Raw genomic sequence first — 25,943 nt, 5'->3', positions numbered from 1 at the left:
GGGGGAAAATGCCTCAAGTAGTGTCTAAATTGTTTTCTATTTCTTCTGTTCTTATTAATTTCGCACATACAATTTTTTCAATTTACACTAAGTACAAAGAACAGGAAGAACGAAAACTAGGACCCAAATTAGAACTGAAATCTATTTCCCAACCAAGAGGTGATAGTGTTATTCCATCAAAGAAAGGAGGATTTAATATAATCACAGCATCGTTGGTTCATTTACAAGTAACTTTCTATAACCCTACAAAACAGATGATTAGACTGAATCATATATGGATAGATAAAAAGAGCCCCTTTCAATTTGTTCATGTCTCATATCCTAAATCCAACCTAGAATTGCAAAAACAAACAGAAGACATCTTCATTAAAACGCAAGAAAACCACGTCAACTTGATAACCCCTAAACTCAACCCAATCCAAAATGAATGGTATGATCTATTTAGTATTGGAAGTAAAAGCGAACTAACACTTTTACTCATTTTTGCAATGCGCAATCCATCTGAAATACAGCCTATAAATATCATTGTAGAACATACTTCTCCAAATTATCCGACCAAAACACTCAAACCTAATTTTTATCTTGGTTCCTTTTGTGATGACTAATACTCTAATTTCACGGAACTAAAAGTAATCAAATGTCACTTACTTTCTTTCTCTTATGAGCGGGTAGTTTCTCTATCTTATCTCGTTGCATTCAATGTATAGACCGATTATATTTCTGAAAATTATCTATAAGATACTTTTTAAAACCATATGCGTCACTATATGCCCTGATGGACAATGAAGGTCCTAAAGTGCTTTGAGCTATCAAATTATCATTTGCATCAAGAGAAAAATTCCAATCAGAATCGCTAAAAACAATTGTGCTGCCGTCTGGAAAATCCATTTCTTTTATTGAATCTTTCAAAATGTGAAAAGTGTAATATGGTCTTTGCAATACCTTTGTAGAGCTTTGCATTTTTTTATGAGAGACATAAAAACAAAAAATCGTGATTACATTGGTCGTAAAAAGCATAATAATCGCTGCTAAACCGTAATCCATTTTATTTCCTTTCTTCATATTGAGATTGCCACATTTCATTTTGTTCATACGATTTTTCATTCAAACTGAAACCGTTGACAAAAGAAGATGTTGAATGGGATTGTTCGTTCCATAACGCTTCCAAAAGATATGCAACTGCCCCTCTTGAAGGAACACCATATTTTTCCCAACGCCATACTGTTGATTTGTTAACACCCAACAGTACCGCCATTTCTTTTAGAGTTAAATTCAGATTTTTACGTAACTGTTTTACTGTTGTTTTGCCCATAAACATAAATATGCATTATGAGTACTTTAATGTCAAGTCGAAATGCATACTAATTTTATGCAATATGAGTATATTAAAGGAGACAAAATGCTTAGTAACACGATAGACCAATCTGCTAGATTAATAAAAGCCCGTTTAGCACGTGGTTTTAGAAGCGCTAAAGAAGCAGCTAGATATTTTGGCTGGAATTACTCTAGCTATATACAACACGAACAAGGATTAAGAGGAATATCGCGCGCATCTGCAAAATATGCAAAGGCATTTAGAGTTAGTGAAGGATGGTTATTAACCGGAGAGGGAGAGGGACCCTCCTTTCCAATCCCCGCTACAAAACAAACTATTGATGAGCAAATTATTGATCTGCTACAAAAAACAACTCAACCAGATAAAGAAACAATTCTTCATCTTTTAAATCGCCTGCATGCAGAAGAAAAAAAATAAAAGCTTTTTTTCTTTCATGGCTAAATGTAGAAATTAGCTGTATTATTTTATTATCTAATTCCATATCATCTTTTATTATCTTCATAACCATTTCCTTTCCCCTTTCTTAGAAAATTGTCATTTAAATAAAAAATATACATAATGCATATTTTATTATTGACATGTATGCATTATGCGTATTATAAATATCTCATCAACCACGAACAAACAATTGCCAAGGGGCGTTAGGGAGGAGAAATTATGGATAAGCCAATTCTTATTAATTCCAATGAAATTTTATTAGTTGCCTACGATAAAGATCAACACATTGCAGAGTCCGGACCACTTGATGCAAGCCAAATTCTAAGCATTGTTGACGAGGCAGATGATGCAATCCAAATCTTTCGCATAAATCCTTCTGAAAAAAGTTGCGAAGATATTTCTGAAGAAATTGCAGACGCATATGTAGAAGAAAATATTGAACATCTCGATGAAGATAGTGAGGTTCATTACTTTGTACGTGAAAGTAGTGCTTACCATGACCTTTTAGATGATTTGGCAAAAGAAAAATATAATGATGAGGTCTACGGGACCTATGAACAGCAGCACCGTTTGCGTCCTTGTGATGTGCTTTAAAATTCTTAAGGGCGTTTTTAAAAGACGCCCCTTTCAATCCCACCAGTATGAGGTCTGTCATGGAAAAGCCTATTGCTATCCAGCACAATACAATCAAACACGAAACCGTTCAAACGATGTCTAGTCGTGAAATTGCAGAGTTATGCGGTAAAAGACATGACCATGTTATGCGTGATATCAAGAAAATGCTTGAAGAACTTAACGCCCCCAAATTTGGGGGGGTTGATTTTAGTGGTTATTATCTTGATGGCAAAGGTGAAAGCCGCCCTTGTTATAACCTCCCCAAACGTGAATGCTTAATTCTCGTATCTGGTTACAGCACTGCCTTACGAGCAAAAATAATTGATCGTTGGCAAGAATTGGAAAAGCAAGCAGTAACACCACAAATCGACTATTCAAGTCCAAAGGCTATGATTGGTTTTTTGAATTACCTACAAGGTCAAATAGATCAAAAAGACACCATCATTGAAGATTTAACACCAAAAGCCATGGCTCTTGAAAGCTTACAGCGCCATGATGGACTCTTTGGTCTTACAGAAGCCGCTAAAATACTCGAGATGCAACCAAAACAATTCATTCAATTCTTACAGAAAAAAGGGTGGATTTACAGACGTGCAGCGGGTGGAAATTTGCTACCGTATCAAGACAAAATCCAAAAGCAACTTATGGATTGTCCAACCATCACGCTTCAAACTGCATGTGGAATAGAAAAAGTCATTCCTTGCGCAAAAATCACAGCAAAAGGCATTGGTGTGTTGTCTCAAGAACTTAAACGACAAAGCATGCATTAAGAGGCAATCATTTTATGGAAAAGAAATACGAATTTACTGGTGAGACAGCTGAGTTTAAAGGGGTAACTCTTCACCGTATCCGAGCTTTAAGAGACTTTGGAGATGTTAAAAAAGGAGATCTAGGTGGATTTATAGAACATGAAGACAACCTAAGCCATGAGGGCAATTGTTGGGTAGGTGGTTCATATATACCCTGTGCAACTGGATATGTTTACGGCAATGCCAAGATTTATGAGAATGCTAAGGTTTATGGCAATGCACGTGTTTATGACAATGCAGAGGTTTTTGGAAATACCTATATTATGGGTCCTGCTCGCATTTATAACAATGTAAAAATTTATGATAATGCTATTATATCGGGCTGTTTCGTGGGAAATGTTGAGATTTTTGGAGATGCAAAAGTTTATGAGAATGCTCGTATTTATGATGAAGTTAAGATTTCTCAAAATGCCGAGGTTTGTGGATTAGCTAATATTCGCGGAAACACGAGAATTCCTCAAGACATAAAAATTTAAAAACAAACCAACTTTTAACACATGCGTGATTCACGCCACGGGTGAGTTGCGTCTTCAATGGAGGAAAGCAAAATGAATGAACTAAACACGAACTTAACAGAAGTAAACAAAACAAACGATTGTGAAGTCAAATCTACAGCTATGGAGCTTATTTTAGAAAGGGCTTTAGACAATGATGTTGATCTGGATCGTCTCAAGAGCCTTCTCGAATTACGAGAAAAGGAGATAGAACGACAAGAGCGCCAAAACTTTGTTCGTGATCTTTCTGCTATGCAAACGGAATATAAAAATATCGAACAAAACGCCCTTAATACACATACTAAAAGCACCTATACAACGCTTGATAAATACATTGATGCAATCAAAGAACCTCTTGCAAAACATCACTTTGCTTTATTCTCTCGTATCAAAGAGCAGAGTTCAAATGACATAACTGTAGAAATGACTTTAAAGCATATATCTGGCAATGAAATATCAACACAAGGAAAATTTCCTGTTGACGCTACTGGAAGTAAAAACAACGTACAAGCGGTTGGTTCTACGATAAGCTACGCACGTCGATATCTCTTAGGCATGCTTCTTAATGTTGCAAGAAAAGAAGACGATACAGATGGAATAACGCTTCTTGCAGGTATCTCTCCTGAACAGATGAATGAAATCAAAGAATTAATTACAAAAACACAATCTGAAGAAAGTAGGCTTCTCTCTTTCATAGGGGTAAAAAAGCTAAAAGATATGTCTTTTAAACAAGCACAAACCGCTTTGTTTTCTTTGAAAAAAAAGCAACGAAAGCAAATGGAAGAAGCTCAACAAAAGCAAATAGACGCACCTATACAAGATATTGAATATGCACCAACACAACAACAAACGGCGGTGTGAGATGGAACAAAGAACAGCAGAGTGGTTTCAAGCCCGTTTAGGAAAAGTCACCGCTTCAAACATTTATAACGTACTCAGTAAAACAGCCAAGGGAACCCCTACAAACAAATATGAAGACTATAAAATTAAACTCATTACAGAGCGTTTAACAGAAGAAGTAAGCCAATTTTATACAACGCCTGCTATGCAATGGGGCATTGAACATGAAGAAGATGCCCTAAAAGAATATGCATTCATTTATGATACAGAGATCATAGGGTGTGGTTTTATCCAACACCCCACAATCAAAATGGCTGGTGCTAGTCCTGATGGGTTTGTTGGTGATGACGGTTTAGTTGAAGTCAAATGCCCACAATCCCCAAACCATTTACGCTTCTTTATAGATGACAATATAAAGCCTGAATATCGTGCGCAAATGCAATTCCAAATGGCTTGTACGGGGCGAAAATGGTGTGATTTTATCAGTTACGACCCGCGTTTCACGAGGCAATCAACATACTTGCGCATGAAAATCAAACGCATTCACCGTGATGAAGAACACATTGAACAGATTAATCAAGCGGTCGAAGCTTTTTTAGCAGAAATAGAACAAGAGATGCAAAAGATTTTGACAAAAGCCGCTTGACGTTATGGGGGTGCTCTCTCCTCCCAGCACCCCCACCCTCTTACCACAACTTTCAGAACATGCGTGTTTCACGCCACATGTGAATTACATCTAAAATCAAGGGGAACAGATATGGCACACCGTCCACCTACTATCACGCAACCAGCCATTGCACGTGCTTTACGAGAAGCTAAAAAGCAAGGAGCAGAGGTTGTAGAAATCAAGCCTACTGGTGAATTATTAATTCATATCAATAAAATCGTAACACCCAGAACGACAGATAATACTTATAGCATTGATGATTTTCCACCGCTTGAAAATGAACAAGAAGACTACGATACCAGCAAAACTTGTCGTTCTGTCGACGGTATAAAGTTTTAGCCATGCCAAAACGTCGTCCACCATATCTTGTTTGTGAACGCACACGCCATGGTAAAATCATATGGTATGTACGTATTGGTCACGGACCACGATTTCGGATTGAAGGAACCTATGGAACGCAAGAGTTTGTCGATAATTATACGCTTGCTCTTAAGCAAGCGCAAAATGGCACCTCCAAGAAAAGAAAACAAACCAGACTTGTAGAGGGCTCTTTCGATTGGTTGTTGCATCAATATTTACAAAGCATGCAATGGCATAATCAATCAGAATCTACTAAAAAAGTTAAGTATAGAATTCTGAACAATGTTTCTAAACATATCGGTGAACGCGCATATAAAAGCATAGGAAAACATCATATTCTTGATGCCGTAGATAGAAGACGTGAGACTCCCGCAGCAGCAAAACATTTTTTGACTTCTTTAAACGGTCTCTTTAATTGGGCGGTTGATAATGCTCTTTTAAACAGAAATCCTGCTTTTAATATAAAAGCGCCAAAATCTCTTAACAGCGAAGGATTAGCGCCATGGCTAGAAGAGGATATCGATAAATATTATAAACAATGGGCTATTGGTACCCATGAACGCGTATGGGTTGATGTGCTTCTTTATACGGGCTTGCGCCGTGGAGATGCCGTTCGTATCGGTTGGAAAGATGTAAAAGATAATATCATTCATCTCAAAACAGAAAAGAGCCAATTTAAAACAGATGTTTTTCTCCCTATTTTGCCTGAACTCGCAGAAACTCTTAAAATTGGTCCCGTAGGTGATGAAACATTCATTTGCGGAAAAGGTGGAAATAAGCTCGTAAAAGAAAGTTTTGGGAATCTGTTTCGTGAAGCATGTAATGCAGCAGGAATTAAAAAATCGGCTCACGGCTTGCGAAAATTAGCAGCAACACGCGCCGCCAATGCTGGTGCTACAGTTTCCCAAATGAAAGCGCTTTTTGGCTGGACAGAAGATAAAATGGCATCCCTTTATACTAAAACAGCAGATAGAAAACGATTAGCAATAGAAGCAATAAAAAAGCTACAAAAAGGTTCGGGATAGACATAAAAATAAGTCAAAAGAATCAATAGACTCAAAATGCCCGAACTTTTATATAACCTATTGATTTTATTTAAACTTGGCGATCCCGACAGGATTCGAACCTGTGACCCACGGCTTAGAAGGCCGTTGCTCTATCCAGCTGAGCTACGGGACCAAGTGATTTTTCTCAATTCAAAAGAACATCCTTAACTCAATGCGTCCAAGGTTGCTGTCTATCACTGCGAAAATTATCAGAATAAGAAACGACACGTCGAATCGACTTATGTATTTTCTCTACACGATAAGGAATAGCATTCTTACGAGCAAAGGCAATTGCCTCTTCCTGCTTATTAAACTGAATTTTTATTTGACTACTCATATCAGATGTTGCTGTATATCCCATAAGAGGCTCAAGCATTTTTGCCTGTAATGGCTCATATTGTAGAATCCAAAAACCAGTATTTCTCCTACCTGATTGCATAGCTGTCTTTGCAGGACTATAAATACGCGCGACCATGATTAGCTTCCTTCAGACCACAAGAACGCTTGAATGACAATTTCTCACCACACGCATCCAATTGGGCGATTCTTTCACAAAAAAACAATATGGTCGGAGCGATAGGATTCGAACCTACGACCCCCTGATCCCAAATCAGGTGCGCTACCAGGCTGCGCTACGCTCCGCCGTTTACATTTACTTGATGCACATTCCCTAAAATTTTCACAACAGAAGTGCAAGAGGAAAACACATTTTTTTTAAATTTTCTTGCATTTCTTTACAAGAAAAAAAATTTTCAATTCTTTTTTCCACTAACTAGCACATCTCATTGACAAAAATAACAAAAAAACACCCCCACATTAATAAGCAATGAATTCCTCTAATAAAATACTACAATTCTCATATTGCTTCGAGAAAACTTCCATAATACTAAAAATATCGAGAAAATATAATTTTTACGACAAAAATATTCCAATCATCACAAAAAGTTTCTTAATACTACAAAGCATCAACACCCTCACTTTTTATATAAAATCTAATACGCATTCATGAGAAAACTAATTTGATACTCTGCCATCCCCTCCTCCCAATCACTCTCATTTATAAAAATTCTATTCTCTCCTACAACACCAATGCAGAAACTAAAAAACAAACACTTTTCTCGATAAAAAAAAGAGAAAAATCCCTCTTTTCTAAAATCATTTTCAAATGTTTAAATATGCTTGCAAGAGCGAGAAAAGATATAACGTTAAAAAATTAAAAAATCTCAAAACCAATTAAAGAACGCATTCAGGCATATTAAAAAGGAAAAATGCCATTGTATGAAAAAGGAGAATAAGAAAACCCGAGCACTTTTTCCTAAACAATTTATACCATAATTCCCAAAATATTCATTGCATTTGCATATCAAGAACTTCATTAATAACAGCACGCGTTATTTTACTTTTTCTTTGTAATGCTAACTGATCAATAGAATCAATAGCACGCTTTAATGCAAATAAAGAACGTTCACAACGGCTTACAAGATAATAAACAATGCCTGGATGAACAATAATCTGTCTATCAGAAAAAAGTTTAAAAGCAATAGCTGTTAATAATGCATCATCAGGCTGATTAATTGCAACCAACATAACCGAATTCAGACGACTTTTTAAATCATTTAACTTTAAATTCCATGCTGAAGGTATTGTTCGTGCAGTTATCAATAAAGTAGCTTTACGTGTATCAAGGTTGGCCTGCTTAATACTGTTAATCAAGTGAAAAAGCCCCGTCTCACTAATTTCACCCGCATCAATATCCTCAATTAAAAACGATTTCCCTGAAGAAGACACAGCAACAGCCTGATCAATTTCATTTCGATGAAGACTTAAAGCTTTAACTTTTTGTGCCCATATGCTAGAAAAGTGTGTTTTTCCAGAACCCTCTTTTCCTACCAAAACTGCAATAGGTAAAATCCAATGAGGCCAATTATCAATGAGCTGAAAAGCCATGCGATTGCTTTCCGTTACCACTACATCATCAAATTGAAAAACCGGATTATAAGGAAAGTTTAAGGGTAATTGTGTTTCACGCCCACTCATTCTAACGACTCCGAATTTTCACCTCGCAAATACATCTGAGAATTAAGATAAGTATGAAGAGCAAAACGAACCAAAACCCCCACAGCTGCTGCCGCAGGGACAGCAACAAGCATACCAGTAAAACCAAAGAGTGAAGAAAAAGCAAAAAGCGCAAACATCAACCACACCGGATGTAGCCCCACTGATGATCCCACAAGTTTTGGTTGAAGGATGTAGCCTTCAATAAACTGACCAACGAAAAAAAGGACCATAACAACAACGATCCATCCCCAATTATTGGGGTAGAACTGGACCCATGCAACCCCAACAGAGAGGACAAAACCGCTCATTGTACCGATATAAGGAACAAAGCTGATAAGTCCAATAAACATACCAATCAAAAGAGCAAAATTAAGTCCCGTGATAGTTAGACCAACAGCATAATACCCCCCTAATATTAAACAGACTGTTCCTTGTCCACGAACAAAGCCAGCAATAGCTCTATCCATTTCATAAAAAATACTGCGAACGGTTTCAAGATGATCTCGCGGTATTAACGAATCAATTGCTGCAACCATACGTGGCCAATCTAATAACATATAAAATGCCACTACAGGTGCCACAACAAATAAGCTCACAAGATTAACAATAGATTTTCCAGACTTTAAAAGTGAATTCAAAAGAGATGTAATAAAATTAGAACTTTTTCCTAAAAGCCCTTTAATATTGCTCTGTAATTCACTTGGATCACTACCAAAATAGCGTCTAACCCAATCAAAATCATGCTTAACAAAAAAAGTTTGAATACGATTAATGTAAATGGGTAAGCCATCACTTACAAATTGCTGTATTTGCCAACTGATAATAGGAATTAAAATAATTAAAGCAGCAACAAAAATAATAACAATAAACAAAGTAATAAGGATAGTGCCAAAAACACGACGAATACCAAATTTTTCAAGCAATTGAACAATGGGATTAAGGAAATAAGCCAGGACAATCCCAGCTACAAAAGGAAGTAAAATGGATCCAAAAACAAACATAAAAAGAATGAAAAAAAACAATGTACTAAGCCAGAAGAAAATTTGCCTTTTCATATTGTTTGGTAATGGTACTTGAGTATAAGCTGGTACATGAGTCTTATAACGATCACCTAGTCCATCCTCACGCACTTTCTTTTTCATATTCATAAACTGCCAAGAAGACTGTTCGTGATTATCCGGTATTTTATTCATACAATGCCCTAAAAAACTTTTCACAAAGAATATAAACTTCTTCAATATAAGTCACAAGCAGAGTTGCTTATTTTCTTAAATCATAAATATCAATATCTCTTGCAGAGATAACTCTATCATGGCATTGCATAATATCAAAACCTGATTTTCCATGAGGAAGACTCCAATGAGCAGTCAAGATATTATAAATAATAAATCCAAGTGTGGTCTTACCTACGTAAAAGCCGGTGTAAACATCGATAAAGGTAATGCCATGGTAGAAAAAATTAAACCCTTCGTACGCTCAACGAAGCGAGCAGGAGCAAATGCCGAAATTGGTGGCTTTGGTGGCCTTTTTGATTTAAAAGCAGCAGGTTTCACAGATCCCATTCTCGTGGCAGCCAATGATGGTGTTGGAACAAAATTAAAAATTGCCATTGAAGTGGGTATTCATGATACTGTAGGTATCGATCTTGTAGCTATGTGCGTCAATGATTTACTCGTACAAGGCGCTGAACCTCTCTTTTTTCTTGATTATTTTGCAACGGGTAAGCTTGATCCCGAACAAGGTGCTGCAATCGTTTCTGGTATTGCCGAAGGATGTAAACAAGCAGGCGCAGCCCTTATTGGAGGAGAAACTGCAGAAATGCCTGACATGTATGCAGAAGAAGACTATGATTTAGCAGGTTTTGCTGTAGGGGCATGCGAACGCGGCGCTCTACTCCCTTCAAAAGACCTTAGAGAAGGCGATATCATTCTAGGTCTTAGCGCATCTGGAGTTCATTCCAACGGATTTTCTCTTGTAAGACGAATCATTCAACAAAGTAATCTAAAATGGCAAGATCCTGCCCCTTTTTATCCTCAAATGAGCCTTGGTACAGCATTGCTCACACCAACACGCATTTATGTCAAATCACTCCTCTCCATCATGCGCAATTACCAAGGAATCAAAGCTCTTGCACACATCACAGGTGGAGGCTTTCCTGAAAACATTCCACGAATACTTCCATCTTCTCTCTGCGCTGAAATAAATCTTTCTACCATTCATGTCCCACCCGTATTTTCATGGATTGCCAAACAAGGTAGAATAGAAGAAACAGAAATGCTACGAACATTCAACTGCGGCATTGGCATGGTTATTATTGTAGCACAACACGCAGTTGAAAAAATTACGCAAGCGCTTGAAATGCAAGGAGAAACAGTCACCCCCCTCGGCATTTTGACAAAACGCCAAGATACAAGAATATTCTATAAAGGTATACTTCTCTTATGAAAAAACAAATTGTTGTTTTTATTTCTGGCAATGGATCTAATATGGTTGCCCTTGCCAAAGCCTGCAAACAAAAGGAATACCCTGCTGAAATCGTCGCAGTTATTTGCGATAATCCTCAAGCTGCTGGCATTGAAAAGGCTTATCACAATAACTTGCCCGTTCATGTTGTTGATCGCAAAAGTTACCCATCCAAGGAAGCACATGAAGAATCTATCTTCACGGTTTTATCTCAATATCAACCGGATCTTCTCTGCTTTGCTGGTTATATGCGGCTCATCTCACCACGTTTTGTAAAACTTTATGAGGGACGAATTTTAAATATTCATCCTTCTCTTTTACCTTCATTTAAAGGTTTAAATACACACGAAAGGATTTTACAAGCAGGTGTAAAAATCACTGGTTGCACCGTTCACCTTGTTACAGAAGATATGGATTCAGGAAAGATCCTCGCTCAAGCCGCCGTTCCGGTCTACCCGCACGATACCGCTGATAGCATAGCACAGAAAGTTCTTGAAGTGGAACATAAACTTTATCCCGAGGCTTTAAAAGTCTTCATTGAAGGGAAAGATAAAATAGGAAATGTTCAACAACAACTTTTATCCTTTTGAATATATCAATCAGCATTTTCTAATATTGCACTTAAAATCTTTCTGCAATTCCTCTATTTTAAACTCTATGAGATTTTAACATCATAAAATCCATCACTTACATGAATTTTTTTGTGCGAAAGATGCGATAATGTTTTTTAATTTTCGAACGGTAAACTCCTAATTTTTTTACTTATTTAATTCATTGGCTTTACGCATGACCATATTTGTCTTTTTAAGATACTTGAGCTTTCTGCTTAAAAGATTTTAGCAATTAAATTTGCATTTCATTGTAAAAGTGTTTCTTTAACTGTTATAGCTAACTGTTTAAGTGTAAAGGGCTTAGATAAAAAACCAAAAACAGCATCTTGAGGAAGATTTTTAGCAAATGCATCTTTTGCATACCCAGAAACAAAAAGAAATTTGATATTAGGATAATTTTTACGGACTTCCTTGAGCAACGTTGGTCCATCCATTTCTGGCATCACCACATCGGAAACAATAATATCAACAGCCCCCTTATTTTCCTCAAGAATGGTGAGTGCTTCCACTCCACTTGCAGCTTCTAAAACAGTATATCCTCTCATTTGAAGCGCCCTTACCCCCCCCATTCTTACAGCATCTTCATCTTCAACCAATAAAATAGTCGCAGATCCTGTTAAATCTGTATTCTTTTCTTGTGCTTCAGCTTTTTCAATCTGTGGAGAAATTTCTCCGTTATTATGGGGAATATAACGGGGAAGAAAAATATGAAATGTCGCTCCTTGTTTCTCCCTACTCTCACAATAAATATGACCACCTGTCTGTTTGATAATTCCATAAACCATTGATAAACCAAGCCCAGTTCCTTTTCCGACCTCTTTTGTTGTAAAAAATGGTTCAAACATTTTTTCTTGTATAGCAGATGATATACCAGTCCCCGTATCTGAAATAGTCAATTGTACATACTCACCAATTCCAAAACCAACATGGTCAAATTCAGCACTTTGTTGTTTTGTAATGTTATTCGTCGCAATCGTAACAACACCCCCATCTGGCATGGCATCACGCGCATTAATAACCAAATTCATAATCACACGCTGAAAAGATGCTTGATCAACCTCAACATTCCATAGATCTCTACCATGAATAATTTTTAACTGAATATTATTGCCTAAAAGGGGTAAAATAAGGTTACGAATATCTGATAGAAATTCTGTAAAATCAATTTTTTCAGGGCGAAGTGTTTGTTTTCTAGAAAAAGCTAATAATTGCTGTACAAGTGCAGCTGCACGATTAGCATTATTTTTGATATTAATAAGATCAGCGTGTGCAGGATCAGAACTACGATGTGTATTTAAAAGGAGATCACATGACATTAAAATTGCTGTTAAAACGTTATTAAAATCATGGGCAATACCGCCAGCCAATTGCCCAACAGCTTGCATTTTCTGACTTTGCATCATTTTATCTTCAAGCGTCTTTTGTTCTGTTGTTTCTATGACAGAGAGAATGGCGAAATCTTGTAAAAGATCATCATAATACGATTTGACAGGCATAACATAAAGACGCAAATAACGTTCTTCATTATTTTCTAAAACGGTTTCTATCGAAACTGTACAATTTTTATTTGTCGTAATTTTTTGCAATACGCGTTCCAATTTCGCATGATCACGACGAGATATAATATCATAAAGATTAAGAGTTTCACTTGTACATCCCATAAGTGAAGAAAAGACATCATTCGCATGAATTAATTGTCCTTCCTGATTCATTATAGCTATTGCAAATGGACTTGCATCAAAATACTCTACAAGTACATTAGGTAATTTCAATTGATCATCGTTCTCACTTTTTTGTATTTGCTGTGGGATGATCACAATGCGATAAATGACATTATCCTCTAAGAAAGAAGAAGAAGCACACATAAAACAATTCAATATTTTCTTAACACCGGTCTGTGAATTTAAACGCAATGAAAACCTATAAGGCAAAAAATAACCTGAACTTTGGTGTTTGTTGTTTTGCAAACAAATATCACTCCATGTACTATTTTCTCCAACACTATCAAACAATTGATCAAAACTATATTGACCAACAGTAAAACCTGCCAAATCAATTGAAAACCATTCAGCAAAAATTGCATTTGCATAAAGAATTGTTCCTTCTCTATTAACAGACAAAAAGCCAACAGGAACTTGATCTAAGTGGTTGATAGCTTCCTGCAGATTCGAGAAAAAAACTTCACGAAATTCTTGCAAATGCGAAATATCAGCGATACGCCAAAATAAAAGCTTTTTTCCTCTCTTTTTGATCGGTTGAACAGAGATATTATACCAAACGGGTTTTTTTTGTGTAGAATCAGCAAAAATCGATTGCTCCATTCTTAATTCTTCTTGTGCTGCAAGATCACTACATGCCGCAACCTTTAAGCGATACGAAAGTGCACCCGCCCCTGGAAGATCAGCAATAACCACATAACAAGAGGATTGCGGTTTATAAGTAAGAATTTTCTGATAATTTTTATTAGAATAATAAACAAAACCAGACAAATCAGAGACTATAATGACATCATCACTACTATTAAAGATGCTCAGATCACAGTTATCGTGCAACTGCGCTACGTTATATCTCAAAACCCCTATTCCACTCAGAACAAGCGCTGCAACCCCTGCAACTGCTAAAACCAAAAAAGATACCAATCCAGCCTTTTGCAAATAGCCATGAGGATAAAAGAGAGTCAAAACACCTAAAATGAAAAAAAAAGTTATTATAAAAAAAACACCAAGAATCATACTTCTTTGATATACAGGAGAAGACAACGATTCCCCGCTATTCTCAAAACCTTTATCCATCACACTTTGCCTTGATTATAGTTATTTCGATGCCACAAATTTTCTTCATAATCACTGTTATAAAGGTTATAACATGATAATATCTTCTTAAGAAAAATCACTTAATGTTTGAAAGATTTTTTCTTAATATTATAAATAAACCTTTTAAGGGTATATTTACAAACTTATCTCAATAAAAAATAATATTTCCATCCTACAATGGGAGAAATTCTATGTATATCTGGTTATCAAACCAAATAGGCAAATCTGCCGCTGACATAACCATAAGCTTTGTATTTTTCATCATAACACTTACGGCTATCGCCACGATCATTCTGTTCTTACGCCGTCTAAAGAGAGGACAATTCGGCATCAACAGAAAGAAGCGTCTCTCGCGACTAACTCTCTGCGATACAATTGCTGTAGATCGCACACGTCGTCTTGTTTTGATACGTTGTGATGATAAAGAACATTTGCTTCTTATCGGAGGATTCACAGATGTTGTCGTAGAAACTAATATTGGCAGTACATCTATCATACAAAAGAGAGGAACACAGCCAACATTAACAACGACAAAAAGCAACCTCACCCCAGATATTACAGAAAAAAGATCTCTTTCTGTGAATACACAAGGGGATACGCAAGGCACAAACACCGCTCTTTTTATAAATCAACACGTAGAAGATTCAGCTATCACCGCCGAAATTGAAGGACGGCAAGAGCCCTCTTTGTTTATCCCTACCCCACAAAAATAAAATACGCAGTTCCAGCAACATGCATTTTATTTTGTTTATTATTTCAATCATTTTTAATCATCACGATACACTTTTTCTCGTCGTTCGTGGCGTTCCTGTGCTTCCAGTGATAGAACTGCAATAGGTCGAGCTTCAAGACGCTTTATACCAATAGGTTCACCAGTTTCCTCACAAAAACCATAAGTTCCATTATCAATACGCTCCAAAGCAGCATCTATTTTTGAAATGAGTTTTCTTTGACGATCACGAGCACGTAACTCGATTGTACGATCAGTTTCGCAAGACGCTCTATCCGTTAAATCGGGTTGACCAACATTTTCTTCCTGCAAATTCTCTAAAGTCCCACGAGCTTCTCTTAATATATCATTCTTCCAAGAAACCAATTTAGCACGAAAATACGCCTTTTGCCGCTCATTCATAAAAGGCTCATCTTCACTAGGGCGATACTGATCATCAATCTCTTCGCTCATGCCATAAAAACCTCCACATATGGTATGTGCGAACTATATATTGTGCAACACCAATCAACACAAGTGTAAAATGCTTTTTTTTACTTCTCTAAGAGTGTGTTTAAAGCCATTTTTTAGATGTTCACTACTTTTTTGTACAGCCTGTACTCTCTTGATACAATTATTTATAAGAACCTTTCCATCTATCCTTTCTAATAATATCTACAAGCCTATAAAGGAGAGCAATACAGATATCCAATATCATGCAAAATAACCTTACCCAGTGATCAGGTTAAACTTCAAATATGTTAAAACAAACCACTTTAAATAAATATGCAAAAAATAAAATCTTATAGAGCTAGAGTATGATATCCACGATTCAAATACATCAAAGCATCTTTTTCTTGATTACGGTTGATGGCAACAACTTCACCAATCAAAACACAATGAGTTGCATGTTCATGCCAACAAATTAAACGACAGTCAAAAGAGGCTAAAGCATCTGAAAGACTAGGTGCACCAGTCTGCAACATACCCCATTGCGCTATATCAAAACGTTCATTTTGTGTGTAATTGCCACGTTTAGAAAAAATATCTGCTAATAAACGATGTTTTCCCGCCAAACTATTCACACAAAAATTTCCATTTTTCATAAACAATTGGTTCTGGAGGTTATGCCGCATGAGACAAACAAGAAGTGTTGGAGGATCATCAGATAAAGAACAACACGCTGAAACTGTCACCCCACGCCTTCCCTGAATTCCATTTGTAGTTACAATATGTACAGCTCCTGCAAAATGGCTCATAGCATCTCGGTATTCTTGAGGAGAAACAGTAATATTATGTTGAAGTGCAGGCATTAAATGTGTTGTATGATTTGACATGTCTTTCACTTATACAGCTTTAAAATTCAGATAATTTTTCCATAAAAAGTTTTATTATACGTATTTTTTCTTTTACGTCATAACATAAAAACATTTTAGTATACAAAATTACATGATAAAAACAGCCCATCAAGGAGATCTTATGCCCCATTTTCATCTTATTTCACCTTCACTCTTGGCTTCAGATTTTTCCAAACTTGGCCAAGAAGTAATGGATGTTGTTGATGCTGGTGCAGATTGGCTCCATCTTGATGTTATGGATGGCCACTTTGTTCCTAATATCACTTTTGGCCCTGATGTTATCAAAGCGCTCCGCCCATTAACAAAAGCAATATTTGATGTTCATTTGATGATTACACCAGTAGATCCTTATCTTGAAGCTTTTGCAAAAGCGGGTTCAGATATCATAACCATTCATGCTGAAGCAGACTCCCATCTTTATCGTTCACTCCAAACAATAAAAGCAACAGGAAAAAAAGCAGGAATTGCAATCAATCCAAGTACCCCAGAATATGTACTTGAGTATTTGCTCGATCAATTAGATCTGATCCTGATTATGACCGTTAATCCTGGTTTTGGTGGGCAAATTTTCATTCCTGAAATGCAAGATAAAATCAAACGTGTTAAAAGCATGATTGCAGATAGGCCTATTGATCTTGAAGTTGATGGTGGTATCACAATTGATACAATCGGGATGGCTGCAAAAGCTGGTGCAAATGTATTTGTTGCAGGCTCTGCAATTTATAAAAATGGAAACAAAGAGCTTTACAAAACACGTATCAATGCATTGCGCCAAGCCGCAAGCCTCTCACAATAAGGAAAAAATCATGATAGCACGTTATTCCCGTCCTGAAATGGCAACGATTTGGTCACCAAAAACAAAATATCGTATTTGGTTTGAAATTGAAGCACATGTATGTGATGCCCTAGCTGAACTAGGGATCATTCCCAAAGAAGCAGCAAAGGTTATTTGGGAAAAAGGAAAAGTAGCTGAATTTGATGTCAATCGCATCAATGAAATTGAAGCAATTACCAAGCATGATGTTATAGCATTTCTAACCCATTTAGCTGAATTTATTGGGCCAGAAGCACGATTTATCCACCAAGGTATGACATCATCAGATGTTCTAGATACAACGCTTAATATTCAATTGATGCGTGCCAGTGATATATTGCTAAAAGATATAGACCAGCTTCTTGAAGCATTAAAAAAACGGGCTTTTGAACATAAAGAAACCATTACCATTGGACGGAGTCATGGAATCCATGCGGAACCGACAACATTTGGAGTTAAATTTGCTCTTGCATACGCTGAATTTTCCCGGTGTCGCAAACGTCTTCATGCAGCACGTGAAGAAATTTCTACCTGTGCTATTTCAGGAGCTGTAGGAACTTTTGCAAACATTGACCCGCGCGTTGAAGAGCATGTAGCAAAAGCATTGGGGTTACATACCGAACCCGTTTCCACTCAAATTATACCACGCGATCGTCATGCCATGTTTTTTGCAACGCTTGGTGTTATTGCTTCATCTATTGAAAGATTAGCTGTAGAAATACGCCATTTACAACGCACAGAGGTTTTGGAAGCAGAAGAGTATTTCTCATCTGGACAAAAAGGTTCATCTGCTATGCCTCATAAGCGTAATCCGGTTTTAACTGAAAATTTGACCGGGTTGGCGCGTATGATACGTGCATTTGCAATACCTGCCATGGAAAATGTAGCACTTTGGCATGAACGAGATATTTCTCATTCATCTGTTGAGCGCTATATTGGCCCTGATGCGACTATTACACTTGATTTTGCTCTTGCACGACTAACATCTGTCATTGAAAATCTCATTGTCTATCCACACAATATGCAAAAAAATCTTAATAAATTCCGAGGTCTCGTGCATTCACAACGCGTACTTTTAGCACTCACACAAGCTGGAATTAGTCGTGAAGATTCGTATCGAATTGTACAACGAAATGCAATGAAGGTTTGGGAACAAGGAAAAGATTTTTTAGAAGAATTACTCAATGACAAAGATGTTACAAAAGCCCTAAGTGAAGTGGAACTTCGCGAAAAATTTGACCTTTCTTACCACACCAAACATGTCGACACGATTTTTAAACGCGTTTTTGGAAAGTAATGAAGATTGCATATCAGAAACAGAAATATTGTCTTCTACCTATGAGATAAAACCTGTTGTAATGAAAGAAACAATTCATGAAGGCAAATCAACTCGATATTCTTATTGTTCCTGGCTACAAAGGATCTGGTCCTGATCATTGGCAGACACGATGGGAAAAAAAATTGTCTACAGCCCGCCGTGTTCAACAAATGCATTGGTCAAAACCTGTTTGTGAAGAATGGGTAAATGAAGTTAAAATTGCCATTGCACAAGCTCAAAAACCTGTTGTAATTATCGCCCACTCACTAGGAGTTCCTACAGCTATTCATGCAACGCAACAAAATGCAGAAAAAGTTTGTGGTGCCTTTTTTGTTGCACCTCCAGATGTAACTAATGAGAAAATACGCCCTAAACATTTAATGACATTTGGTCCCTATCATTGTAAAAAACTATCTTTTCCCTCTGTTGTCATAGCCAGCCAAAATGACGAATTTTGTCGATTCTCAGTAGCAGAAAAGCTTGCCAATGATTGGGGAGCACTTTTTGTTGATGCAGGACAATCTGGCCACATTAATGCAGAATCTGGGCATGGACCTTGGCCTGAAGGTCTGATGGTTTTCTCTCATTTTCTTGCAAAAATTTAATCTAAGAAAGAGAATTATCTTCGCTTTATCCATCTCCATAGAATATTCCTCTTTGAATCAAAGCCACAATGACAAAAAATACAAGAGGTGTTATAGCAATCATTGAGAATTTCTACCAATTAGGATAAGATTATCTATCAATGCTATTAAAACCTCTCAAATAAATAGAGAATCATAATGAATCGTCGCCACCGTATTTATGAAGGCAAGGCCAAAATCTTATATGAAGGACCTGAACCAGGAACTTATATTCAGTTTTTTAAAGATGACGCAACTGCTTTTAATGCAAAAAAACATGAAATTATCGACGGAAAAGGGGTTTTAAATAACCGTATTTCGGAACATATCTTTAGCCATCTTAGTCGTTTGGGTATTCCAACACATTTTATCAAGCGTATAAATATGCGCGAACAACTCATAAAAGCCGTTGAGATTATTCCATTGGAGGTTGTCGTCCGTAATGTTGCCGCTGGCTCTCTTTCCAAACGTTTGGGGCTGGAAGAAGGAACCGCTCTTTCACAATCCATCATAGAATTTTACTATAAAAATGATTCTCTTAACGATCCCATGGTGACGGAAGAACATATCACTGCCTTTGGATGGGCTGTTCCACAAGAAATAGAAGATATTATGCAACTTTCGATTCGTATTAATGATTTTCTTTCTGGGCTTTTTGCAGGTGTTAACATTCAACTTATTGATTTTAAAATGGAATTTGGTCGCTTGTGGGAAGATGAGGCAATGCGCATTGTTCTTGCTGATGAAATCTCGCCTGATTCTGCGAGGTTATGGGATATGCAAACACGAGAAAAAATGGATAAAGATCGTTTTCGGCATGACATGGGAGGACTTATTAATGCTTATCAAGAGGTTGCAAAACGCCTTGGTATTATCAATGAAAATGAACCTCCCCGACCAAGTGGCCCAGTTTTAGTAAAATAAACAACAAAGTGACATAGTGTCATCTTCCTTGAATTAACAAGTACACCTCTTTAAAAAGAGGAATTATATTAAATAGGAAATAAGAAATGAAAGCACGCGTTATAGTTACTTTAAAAAATAGCGTCCTTGATCCACAGGGAGAGGCGATTGTCGGTGCTTTAAAAAGTTTAGCTTTCGAAGGCGTTCATTCCATTCGCCAGGGGAAAGTTTTTGATATTGTGTTCGATGATCAGCCTTCTGAAACTGCAAAACAAAAACTTGAACAAATGTGCGACGAATTACTGGTAAATACTGTCATTGAAAATTATACTATAAAACTTCTTTAAGTGGAGCTCTTCATGAAAACTGCCATCATTCAATTACCTGGGCTCAATCGTGATTATGACATGATTGCAGCATTAAACCATATAACAGGAATTGAACCCTTAAAAATTTGGCAAACAGAATCAACAATTCCAGATGTGGATGTCATTGTGATTCCTGGTGGTTTTTCTTATGGAGACTATTTGAGATGTGGTGCTATTGGTGCACGCACACCTGTTTTGCAAGCCGTTCGTGAAAAAGCAGAAAAAGGTGTTACAGTCATTGGTATCTGTAACGGATTTCAAATTTTGTTGGAAGCTGGTTTGTTACCTGGGACTTTAATGCGGAATGCTTCATTAAAGTTTGTATGTCGTGAAGTGAAACTTGAAGTAGCCAACGCCAATACAAAATTTTCTCGGTATTATTCTAAAGGACAAATCATTCGTTGTCCTGTTGCACATCACGATGGAAATTACTTTGTGGATAATAAAACGTTAAAACAAATGGAAGATAATGAGCAAATTGTTTTTCGCTATGCTGAAAATACAAACCCTAACGGTTCAATGCGTGATATTGCTGGCATTATCAATAAATCTGGTAATATTCTTGGTATGATGCCTCATCCTGAAAATTTTATTGAGCCCTCACATGGTTGTACCGATGGCCGTTTACTTTTCCAAAGCGCTTTAGAAGCGGTAAACGGATAATCATAAAAGGGAAATTATGTTATTTAACTGCTCTAAAATCAAAAATCTGTACTATTTTCTACACAGTAAACTTACGAATCAAATATTTTATGAACACAGTAGATGGTGTCCGTTAAATACACAAAAATTTATTCAAAAGCAATTTTTTGTCTTCAAATCTACCAAGTAAATTAGCATAATCTCAGTTAATGATTTGTGAATTTCTGCCTTATCAAACAAGGTAATCACTGATGACTAAGCGCTAGATTTAAAATAATAAAGATGCTAAATTTCGATTAATTTGATGGATAAAATACTCATGAATCCTTGCAATAACATCGCCATTACACCAGAATTAATTACACAACATGGCTTTAAAAATGATGAATATCAACATATCCTAACCTTAATTGGCAGAAAGCCAACATTTACGGAGCTGGGAATTTTTTCTGCAATGTGGAATGAACATTGTTCTTATAAATCATCTAAAAAGTGGCTTAAAACACTCCCAACAGAAGGAAAATGTGTCATTCAAGGACCTGGTGAAAATGCTGGTGTTGTGGATATTGGTGAAGGTCAATGTGTCGTTTTTAAAATGGAAAGCCATAACCACCCCTCCTACATTGAACCTTATCAAGGTGCAGCAACAGGTGTAGGAGGTATTTTGCGTGATGTCTTTACAATGGGCGCTCGCCCTGTTGCAGCTATGAATGCCTTGCGATTTGGATCTCCTGATCATCCTCGAACACGCCATCTTGTTGCTGGCGTCGTTTCTGGTATTGGTGGCTATGGTAATTCTTTTGGTGTTCCAACCGTTGGTGGAGAAATAAATTTTGACAAGCGCTATAATGGCAATATTCTTGTTAACACTTTTGTTGCTGGTATTGCAAAAACAGACTCACTTTTTTACTCTAAAGCGCAAGGTGTAGGACTTCCTATTGTTTATCTTGGTGCCAAAACAGGACGTGATGGTGTTGGTGGAGCAACAATGGCTTCCGCTGAATTCGATGATTCAATCAATGAGAAACGCCCAACTGTTCAGGTGGGTGACCCTTTTACGGAAAAATGTCTTCTTGAAGCGTGTCTAGAACTTATGGAGCTAGGAGCTGTCGTTGCTATTCAAGACATGGGAGCAGCTGGATTAACATCTTCTGCCGTTGAAATGGGTGCGAAGGGTAATTTAGGAATATGGCTTAATCTGGATAATGTACCTATTCGTGAAGAAAATATGACAGCCTATGAAATGATGCTTTCTGAAAGCCAAGAACGCATGCTGATGATACTTAAACCAGAATTAGAAAAACAAGCATCCGCTATTTTTCATAAATGGGGACTTCATTTTTCTATTATTGGGGAAACAACTGATGATTTACGTTTCCGGGTGTTTCATCAAGGAGAAGAAGTAGTCAATCTTCCCATCAAAGAGCTTGGTAATGAAGCACCCGTTTATGATCGCCCTTGGCGAGAGCCTGTAAAAAAGCCACCTCTTAAAGTAGAAGAGGTTGAGAAAGTGGAAAATCTTGGTGATGCACTCCTCACATTACTAAATTCTGCTGATCAAAGTTCTCGGCGCTGGGTTTATGAACAATATGATACGCTTATTCAAGGAAATACCCTTGTTCGTCCAGGAAGCGATGCAGGTGTCATCCGTGTAAGCAACAACGATAAACGTGCTCTTGCCTTTTCTTCTGATGTCACACCTCGCTATTGTGAAGCTGATCCTTATGAAGGCGGAAAACAAGCTGTCGCAGAATGCTGGCGAAATATCAGCACAACAGGTGCAACGCCACTCGCAGCTACAGATAATCTCAATTTTGGTAACCCCGAAAAACCTGAAATTATGGGACAATTGGTATTTGCCATTAAAGGTATAGGTGAAGCTTGTAGAATCCTCGACTTTCCTATTGTTTCAGGAAATGTCTCTCTTTATAATGAAACCAATGGGGAAGCTATTCTTCCCACACCAACAATCGCTGGAGTTGGTCTTCTTGCTGATTGGTCTAAAATGGCAACAACCAGTGGTATGCAAAATGGAGACAGTATTGTTCTGATTGGAGTTTGTGGCTCTCATTTAGGACAATCGATCTATGCGCGTAATATTTTAAATATTAATACAGGTGCACCACCTCATGTAGATTTACAGCTTGAAAAAAAGCATGGAGAATTTGTTCGAGATGTTATTCATCGCGGTTTTGTTCATGCTGCTCATGATATTTCTGATGGAGGATTAGCTATAGCACTCGCAGAAATGGTAATTCAAGCAGGTAAAGGAATTAAAGCCAAATTAAGCAACAAAGTACCACATCATGCAGAGCTTTTTGGAGAAGACCAGGCACGTTATCTCTTAAGTATCAAACCTCATACCCTCAATCACCTTAAAGAACTTGCACAAGAAAGCGCAATTTCTGTAACAGAACTTGGTAGAGTTGAAGGGAATTCTCTTAATATAGAAGGAATATTAACACTTTCCGTAGACAAACTCACACAGGCCTATGAAAGTTGGTTTCCGCAATTTATGGGCGAAGAATAAAGAATTATTTGTTTCTTTTGGGCTATATGCTATTTCTTATAAAGAATAAATAAAGGAGGATAATTATGGCAATGAGTGCCCACGAAATTGAAACTCTTATTCGCGAAAGCATTCCCGATGCAACTGTGATTATTCGTGATCTTGCTGGCGATGGAGAACATTACGCTGCGGAAGTTACTTCTAAGAGTTTTCGTGGCAAAAGCCGTATCCAGCAACATAAAATGGTTTATGATGCTCTTAAAGGCAATATGGGAAATGATCTTCACGCTTTAATGTTGCAAACGAATATTCCCAAATAATTTAAAAATTTCTTCTTGCATTCATTCACTCAATACGATTAGAAAATAGTACGAGCGCAAGCATACTTAAAAAATCTGCAATATCGAGGAGTAAAGATGACCAATATTCATGATTTTATTGACAACGAAATTAAAAAAAATAACGTCGTTTTATTCATGAAAGGAACACCTGATGCTCCACAATGCGGATTTTCAGGACAGGTTGTTCAGATCCTTGATTATTTAGAGGTAGATTATAAAGGAATTAATATCTTAACTTCTGTTGAATTGCGTCAAGGAATTAAGGACTACTCAAATTGGCCCACGATTCCGCAACTTTACATCAAAGGTGAATTTGTTGGGGGGTGTGATATTGTGAAAGAGATGTTTCACAATAATGAATTGCAAGAATTGCTGAAGGAAAAAAACATTCCCTGCAATAAATCATAGTATCTTTCATTTTATTCAGACTTTTTAAAAGAGCTATTTTTAGTTGAAATTTTATTTCAAGGGTGCCGTATGTCATACTCTATCGACGAACAAGCGCATAGTGATACGATTAGAAAAAAAATTGGCTATATAGAATTCGTTATTCTTATTGGTGCGCTTATGGCCATTAATTCTATAGCCGTTGACATTATGCTACCGGCCATGCCCGATATTTTAAATAGTTTACATGTTATCAATGAAAATGATCAACATTATATCATTTCTGGTTATCTCATTAGTTATGGCATCACACAAATATTTTTTGGTCCAATAAGTGATCGTTACGGGCGACGTAAAATTGTTCTCATTGGTCTTGCTTTTTATTCATTAACAGCAATTGGTTGTGCTTTTGTATCCAATTTTTCTTTATTGCTTATTTTACGTATCTTACAAGGTATAGGTGGCGCTGCTATGCGCGTACTCACAGTCTCCATTGTATGTGATCTCTATAGTGGTCGAGAAATGGCAGAAGTTATGTCTATCGTCATGATGATTTTTCTTGTTGCTCCAATGATTGGTCCAGCAACAGGAGAAATGATTTTACTGCTCGGGCACTGGCAACTTATTTTTATATTCATGGCAATTATTGGTTTTGGACTGATGATTTGGATTCAACTACGCTTGCCTGAAACCCTTTATAGACAACGCTCTCTTTCCTTTTCTTCAGTCAAACATAACTTATGGATTGTTATAACCAATCGCATGACACTTTGCTACACACTGGCAACTTCTATTATTCTGGGCTGTATTTTCACTGCCATTAATACATCACAACAAACATATGAAGGGATTTATAACCTAGGCCTTTGGTTCCCAATTGCATTTGCCATCGGTGCAGCTTTTCAAGCTCTCTCGTCATTCTTTAATTCTCAATTGGTTGGACGCCTGGGAATGCGACGTATTGCACATGCTATGCTTTTGCTCTTTTGCGTCACTTCATGCATCTGGTTTGTTGGAGCTCTTTTAACAGATGGCATTATCCCCTTTCCTTTCTACATATCCTTGTTCTGTATACTGATGTTTGCCTGCGGCGGCATTATGGCCAATTTCAATACACTCGCTCTTGAATCGGTAGGAAAAATTGCTGGGACAGCATCTTCTGTCTCTAGCTTCCTGCAAACATCCATCGGTACAGGATTGAGTTTTTTTATTGCACAACAATTTAATGCAACAACCACACCTAATTCGGCAGGATTCTTCTTCCTTAGCCTTATCGCAATACTTCTTGTCTTATGGGCCGAACGTGGGCGCCTCTTTAGACAATATAACAGTAACCCTTAGGAATAAAAGCCGCGAGGAAAAATTATACAAAACTGCTACCAAGCAATAAAACTATACAGCATTTTTTTTGTGCTTTTATA

Annotated in this window: 30 protein-coding genes and 2 tRNA genes; 22 read left to right on the top strand and 10 right to left on the bottom strand. The window is 37.1% G+C overall.

Annotation, left to right across the window (positions count from 1 at the left end):
- Positions 1–8 precede the first annotated feature (8 nt).
- Positions 9–605, top strand: a complete 597-nt coding sequence (locus tag J7R07_RS04475; protein ID WP_208435741.1) for a hypothetical protein — start codon at positions 9–11, stop codon at positions 603–605.
- A 91-nt stretch (positions 606–696) separates the two neighbouring features.
- On the opposite strand, the gene J7R07_RS04470 is transcribed toward J7R07_RS04475, so the two are convergent.
- Together J7R07_RS04470 and J7R07_RS04465 are read right to left on the bottom strand one after the other, a co-directional pair.
- Entirely contained in the window at positions 697–1,062 is a 366-nt protein-coding gene (locus J7R07_RS04470; RefSeq protein WP_246464854.1) for a hypothetical protein, read from the bottom strand.
- Positions 1,046–1,312, bottom strand: coding sequence for a helix-turn-helix domain-containing protein (locus J7R07_RS04465; protein ID WP_208435740.1), 267 nt, complete (start codon positions 1,310–1,312; stop codon positions 1,046–1,048). Before J7R07_RS04465 ends, J7R07_RS04470 begins: the two co-directional genes overlap by 17 nt.
- Before the next feature lie 87 nt (positions 1,313–1,399).
- Between J7R07_RS04465 and J7R07_RS04460 the strand changes: the two genes are divergently transcribed.
- The 8 genes from J7R07_RS04460 (at position 1,400) to J7R07_RS04425 (ending at position 6,584) form a co-directional block, all read left to right on the top strand.
- Positions 1,400–1,753: a helix-turn-helix domain-containing protein gene (locus J7R07_RS04460; RefSeq protein WP_208435739.1), complete on the top strand. Its 354-nt coding sequence runs from the start codon at positions 1,400–1,402 to the stop codon at positions 1,751–1,753.
- 240 nt (positions 1,754–1,993) lie between these two features.
- On the top strand, positions 1,994–2,368 hold the full coding sequence (locus J7R07_RS04455; protein WP_208435738.1) for a hypothetical protein: 375 nt from the start codon (positions 1,994–1,996) through the stop codon (positions 2,366–2,368).
- Between the two features lie 59 nt (positions 2,369–2,427).
- The gene (locus tag J7R07_RS04450; RefSeq protein ID WP_208435737.1) at positions 2,428–3,159 is read left to right on the top strand and encodes a Rha family transcriptional regulator; all 732 of its coding nucleotides are present in this window, start codon (positions 2,428–2,430) and stop codon (positions 3,157–3,159) included.
- Between the two features lie 14 nt (positions 3,160–3,173).
- On the top strand, positions 3,174–3,674 hold the full coding sequence (locus tag J7R07_RS04445) for an LbetaH domain-containing protein (protein ID WP_208435736.1): 501 nt from the start codon (positions 3,174–3,176) through the stop codon (positions 3,672–3,674).
- 72 nt (positions 3,675–3,746) lie between these two features.
- Positions 3,747–4,553, top strand: coding sequence for an ERF family protein (locus J7R07_RS04440; RefSeq protein WP_208435735.1), 807 nt, complete (start codon positions 3,747–3,749; stop codon positions 4,551–4,553).
- Position 4,554: 1 nt separating this feature from the next.
- Positions 4,555–5,178: a lambda exonuclease family protein gene (locus tag J7R07_RS04435; RefSeq protein ID WP_208435734.1), complete on the top strand. Its 624-nt coding sequence runs from the start codon at positions 4,555–4,557 to the stop codon at positions 5,176–5,178.
- A gap of 111 nt (positions 5,179–5,289) precedes the next feature.
- Positions 5,290–5,538: a hypothetical protein gene (locus tag J7R07_RS04430; RefSeq protein WP_007346782.1), complete on the top strand. Its 249-nt coding sequence runs from the start codon at positions 5,290–5,292 to the stop codon at positions 5,536–5,538.
- Positions 5,539–5,540: 2 nt separating this feature from the next.
- Positions 5,541–6,584 (top strand): tyrosine-type recombinase/integrase, encoded by a 1,044-nt coding sequence (locus J7R07_RS04425; protein WP_007346783.1) that lies wholly within the window; start codon positions 5,541–5,543, stop codon positions 6,582–6,584.
- A gap of 77 nt (positions 6,585–6,661) precedes the next feature.
- Here J7R07_RS04425 and J7R07_RS04420 read toward each other — a convergent pair.
- The 5 genes from J7R07_RS04420 to J7R07_RS04400 all read right to left on the bottom strand — a co-directional run bounded on the left by J7R07_RS04420 (position 6,662) and on the right by J7R07_RS04400 (position 9,856).
- Positions 6,662–6,738 (bottom strand) — tRNA-Arg (locus J7R07_RS04420).
- Between the two features lie 36 nt (positions 6,739–6,774).
- Positions 6,775–7,080 (bottom strand): ETC complex I subunit, encoded by a 306-nt coding sequence (locus tag J7R07_RS04415; protein WP_208435733.1) that lies wholly within the window; start codon positions 7,078–7,080, stop codon positions 6,775–6,777.
- 90 nt (positions 7,081–7,170) lie between these two features.
- Positions 7,171–7,247: transfer RNA gene (locus J7R07_RS04410), tRNA-Pro, on the bottom strand.
- A 705-nt stretch (positions 7,248–7,952) separates the two neighbouring features.
- On the bottom strand, positions 7,953–8,642 hold the full coding sequence (gene hdaA, locus J7R07_RS04405) for a DnaA regulatory inactivator HdaA (RefSeq protein WP_208435732.1): 690 nt from the start codon (positions 8,640–8,642) through the stop codon (positions 7,953–7,955).
- Complete coding sequence (locus J7R07_RS04400) at positions 8,639–9,856, bottom strand: AI-2E family transporter (RefSeq protein WP_208435731.1); 1,218 nt, start codon at positions 9,854–9,856, stop codon at positions 8,639–8,641. The genes hdaA and J7R07_RS04400 overlap by 4 nt, the downstream gene beginning before the upstream one ends.
- Before the next feature lie 166 nt (positions 9,857–10,022).
- Between J7R07_RS04400 and purM the strand changes: the two genes are divergently transcribed.
- The gene (gene purM, locus J7R07_RS04395) at positions 10,023–11,108 is read left to right on the top strand and encodes a phosphoribosylformylglycinamidine cyclo-ligase (RefSeq protein WP_208435730.1); all 1,086 of its coding nucleotides are present in this window, start codon (positions 10,023–10,025) and stop codon (positions 11,106–11,108) included.
- Complete coding sequence (purN, locus tag J7R07_RS04390; RefSeq protein WP_208435729.1) at positions 11,105–11,716, top strand: phosphoribosylglycinamide formyltransferase; 612 nt, start codon at positions 11,105–11,107, stop codon at positions 11,714–11,716. The genes purM and purN overlap by 4 nt, the downstream gene beginning before the upstream one ends.
- 266 nt (positions 11,717–11,982) lie before the next feature.
- On the opposite strand, the gene J7R07_RS04385 is transcribed toward purN, so the two are convergent.
- Positions 11,983–14,529, bottom strand: a complete 2,547-nt coding sequence (locus tag J7R07_RS04385) for a response regulator (RefSeq protein ID WP_208435728.1) — start codon at positions 14,527–14,529, stop codon at positions 11,983–11,985.
- 212 nt (positions 14,530–14,741) lie between these two features.
- Between J7R07_RS04385 and J7R07_RS04380 the strand changes: the two genes are divergently transcribed.
- Positions 14,742–15,263: a flagellar biosynthetic protein FliO gene (locus J7R07_RS04380; RefSeq protein WP_208435727.1), complete on the top strand. Its 522-nt coding sequence runs from the start codon at positions 14,742–14,744 to the stop codon at positions 15,261–15,263.
- 53 nt (positions 15,264–15,316) lie between these two features.
- Here the strand turns inward: J7R07_RS04380 and dksA are convergent, their stop codons facing one another.
- A complete protein-coding gene (dksA, locus tag J7R07_RS04375; protein ID WP_208435726.1) occupies positions 15,317–15,733 on the bottom strand; it encodes an RNA polymerase-binding protein DksA in 417 nt (138 codons plus the stop codon).
- Between the two features lie 329 nt (positions 15,734–16,062).
- Positions 16,063–16,596, bottom strand: coding sequence for a flavin reductase (locus J7R07_RS04370; RefSeq protein ID WP_208435725.1), 534 nt, complete (start codon positions 16,594–16,596; stop codon positions 16,063–16,065).
- 142 nt (positions 16,597–16,738) lie between these two features.
- On the opposite strand from J7R07_RS04370, the gene rpe reads away from it, so the two are divergent.
- From rpe to J7R07_RS04320, 10 genes are all read left to right on the top strand, one after another.
- A complete protein-coding gene (gene rpe, locus J7R07_RS04365) occupies positions 16,739–17,413 on the top strand; it encodes a ribulose-phosphate 3-epimerase (protein ID WP_208435877.1) in 675 nt (224 codons plus the stop codon).
- A 10-nt stretch (positions 17,414–17,423) separates the two neighbouring features.
- Entirely contained in the window at positions 17,424–18,728 is a 1,305-nt protein-coding gene (purB, locus tag J7R07_RS04360; protein WP_208435724.1) for an adenylosuccinate lyase, read from the top strand.
- A gap of 77 nt (positions 18,729–18,805) precedes the next feature.
- Positions 18,806–19,354 carry an RBBP9/YdeN family alpha/beta hydrolase gene (locus J7R07_RS04355; RefSeq protein WP_208435723.1) on the top strand — a complete coding sequence of 183 codons (549 nt, stop codon included), beginning with the start codon at positions 18,806–18,808 and terminating at the stop codon, positions 19,352–19,354.
- A gap of 177 nt (positions 19,355–19,531) precedes the next feature.
- Positions 19,532–20,296 carry a phosphoribosylaminoimidazolesuccinocarboxamide synthase gene (gene purC / locus J7R07_RS04350; protein ID WP_208435722.1) on the top strand — a complete coding sequence of 255 codons (765 nt, stop codon included), beginning with the start codon at positions 19,532–19,534 and terminating at the stop codon, positions 20,294–20,296.
- Positions 20,297–20,382: 86 nt separating this feature from the next.
- Entirely contained in the window at positions 20,383–20,622 is a 240-nt protein-coding gene (gene purS / locus J7R07_RS04345; protein ID WP_208435721.1) for a phosphoribosylformylglycinamidine synthase subunit PurS, read from the top strand.
- A gap of 12 nt (positions 20,623–20,634) precedes the next feature.
- Positions 20,635–21,306, top strand: a complete 672-nt coding sequence (gene purQ, locus J7R07_RS04340) for a phosphoribosylformylglycinamidine synthase subunit PurQ (protein WP_208435720.1) — start codon at positions 20,635–20,637, stop codon at positions 21,304–21,306.
- A gap of 298 nt (positions 21,307–21,604) precedes the next feature.
- Entirely contained in the window at positions 21,605–23,815 is a 2,211-nt protein-coding gene (purL, locus tag J7R07_RS04335; RefSeq protein WP_208435876.1) for a phosphoribosylformylglycinamidine synthase subunit PurL, read from the top strand.
- Between the two features lie 65 nt (positions 23,816–23,880).
- Entirely contained in the window at positions 23,881–24,114 is a 234-nt protein-coding gene (locus J7R07_RS04330; protein ID WP_208435719.1) for a BolA/IbaG family iron-sulfur metabolism protein, read from the top strand.
- Between the two features lie 96 nt (positions 24,115–24,210).
- Positions 24,211–24,543 (top strand): Grx4 family monothiol glutaredoxin, encoded by a 333-nt coding sequence (gene grxD / locus J7R07_RS04325; RefSeq protein ID WP_208435718.1) that lies wholly within the window; start codon positions 24,211–24,213, stop codon positions 24,541–24,543.
- 69 nt (positions 24,544–24,612) lie between these two features.
- Positions 24,613–25,863 carry a multidrug effflux MFS transporter gene (locus J7R07_RS04320; RefSeq protein WP_208435717.1) on the top strand — a complete coding sequence of 417 codons (1,251 nt, stop codon included), beginning with the start codon at positions 24,613–24,615 and terminating at the stop codon, positions 25,861–25,863.
- Positions 25,864–25,943: the final 80 nt, after the last annotated feature.

The sequence above is a fragment of the Bartonella phoceensis genome, assembly GCF_902825145.1.
GTDB classification, from domain to species: Bacteria; Pseudomonadota; Alphaproteobacteria; order Rhizobiales; family Rhizobiaceae; genus Bartonella; species Bartonella phoceensis.
Note: the sequence above shows the minus strand (reverse complement) of the source record. Positions and strands in the feature narration are given on the sequence as shown.

Excerpts from the sequence above, each read along its gene's own strand:
- purQ (WP_208435720.1), top strand. The coding sequence starts at position 20,635 with ATGAAAACTGCCATCATTCAATTACCTGGGCTCAATCGTGATTATGAC.
- purM (WP_208435730.1), top strand. The coding sequence starts at position 10,023 with ATGAGCAGTCAAGATATTATAAATAATAAATCCAAGTGTGGTCTTACC.
- J7R07_RS04370 (WP_208435725.1), bottom strand. The coding sequence starts at position 16,596 with ATGTCAAATCATACAACACATTTAATGCCTGCACTTCAACATAATATT.
- J7R07_RS04440 (WP_208435735.1), top strand. The coding sequence starts at position 3,747 with ATGAATGAACTAAACACGAACTTAACAGAAGTAAACAAAACAAACGAT.
- J7R07_RS04445 (WP_208435736.1), top strand. The coding sequence starts at position 3,174 with ATGGAAAAGAAATACGAATTTACTGGTGAGACAGCTGAGTTTAAAGGG.
- J7R07_RS04380 (WP_208435727.1), top strand. The coding sequence starts at position 14,742 with ATGTATATCTGGTTATCAAACCAAATAGGCAAATCTGCCGCTGACATA.
- J7R07_RS04460 (WP_208435739.1), top strand. The coding sequence starts at position 1,400 with ATGCTTAGTAACACGATAGACCAATCTGCTAGATTAATAAAAGCCCGT.
- rpe (WP_208435877.1), top strand. The coding sequence starts at position 16,739 with ATGCCCCATTTTCATCTTATTTCACCTTCACTCTTGGCTTCAGATTTT.
- J7R07_RS04320 (WP_208435717.1), top strand. The coding sequence starts at position 24,613 with ATGTCATACTCTATCGACGAACAAGCGCATAGTGATACGATTAGAAAA.
- J7R07_RS04425 (WP_007346783.1), top strand. The coding sequence starts at position 5,541 with ATGCCAAAACGTCGTCCACCATATCTTGTTTGTGAACGCACACGCCAT.
- purS (WP_208435721.1), top strand. The coding sequence starts at position 20,383 with ATGAAAGCACGCGTTATAGTTACTTTAAAAAATAGCGTCCTTGATCCA.
- dksA (WP_208435726.1), bottom strand. The coding sequence starts at position 15,733 with ATGAGCGAAGAGATTGATGATCAGTATCGCCCTAGTGAAGATGAGCCT.
- J7R07_RS04415 (WP_208435733.1), bottom strand. The coding sequence starts at position 7,080 with ATGGTCGCGCGTATTTATAGTCCTGCAAAGACAGCTATGCAATCAGGT.
- J7R07_RS04330 (WP_208435719.1), top strand. The coding sequence starts at position 23,881 with ATGGCAATGAGTGCCCACGAAATTGAAACTCTTATTCGCGAAAGCATT.
- J7R07_RS04470 (WP_246464854.1), bottom strand. The coding sequence starts at position 1,062 with ATGAAGAAAGGAAATAAAATGGATTACGGTTTAGCAGCGATTATTATG.
- hdaA (WP_208435732.1), bottom strand. The coding sequence starts at position 8,642 with ATGAGTGGGCGTGAAACACAATTACCCTTAAACTTTCCTTATAATCCG.
- J7R07_RS04475 (WP_208435741.1), top strand. The coding sequence starts at position 9 with ATGCCTCAAGTAGTGTCTAAATTGTTTTCTATTTCTTCTGTTCTTATT.
- purN (WP_208435729.1), top strand. The coding sequence starts at position 11,105 with ATGAAAAAACAAATTGTTGTTTTTATTTCTGGCAATGGATCTAATATG.
- J7R07_RS04455 (WP_208435738.1), top strand. The coding sequence starts at position 1,994 with ATGGATAAGCCAATTCTTATTAATTCCAATGAAATTTTATTAGTTGCC.
- grxD (WP_208435718.1), top strand. The coding sequence starts at position 24,211 with ATGACCAATATTCATGATTTTATTGACAACGAAATTAAAAAAAATAAC.
- J7R07_RS04450 (WP_208435737.1), top strand. The coding sequence starts at position 2,428 with ATGGAAAAGCCTATTGCTATCCAGCACAATACAATCAAACACGAAACC.
- J7R07_RS04400 (WP_208435731.1), bottom strand. The coding sequence starts at position 9,856 with ATGAATAAAATACCGGATAATCACGAACAGTCTTCTTGGCAGTTTATG.
- J7R07_RS04435 (WP_208435734.1), top strand. The coding sequence starts at position 4,555 with ATGGAACAAAGAACAGCAGAGTGGTTTCAAGCCCGTTTAGGAAAAGTC.
- J7R07_RS04355 (WP_208435723.1), top strand. The coding sequence starts at position 18,806 with ATGAAGGCAAATCAACTCGATATTCTTATTGTTCCTGGCTACAAAGGA.
- J7R07_RS04430 (WP_007346782.1), top strand. The coding sequence starts at position 5,290 with ATGGCACACCGTCCACCTACTATCACGCAACCAGCCATTGCACGTGCT.
- purL (WP_208435876.1), top strand. The coding sequence starts at position 21,605 with ATGAATCCTTGCAATAACATCGCCATTACACCAGAATTAATTACACAA.
- purB (WP_208435724.1), top strand. The coding sequence starts at position 17,424 with ATGATAGCACGTTATTCCCGTCCTGAAATGGCAACGATTTGGTCACCA.
- J7R07_RS04385 (WP_208435728.1), bottom strand. The coding sequence starts at position 14,529 with ATGGATAAAGGTTTTGAGAATAGCGGGGAATCGTTGTCTTCTCCTGTA.
- J7R07_RS04465 (WP_208435740.1), bottom strand. The coding sequence starts at position 1,312 with ATGGGCAAAACAACAGTAAAACAGTTACGTAAAAATCTGAATTTAACT.
- purC (WP_208435722.1), top strand. The coding sequence starts at position 19,532 with ATGAATCGTCGCCACCGTATTTATGAAGGCAAGGCCAAAATCTTATAT.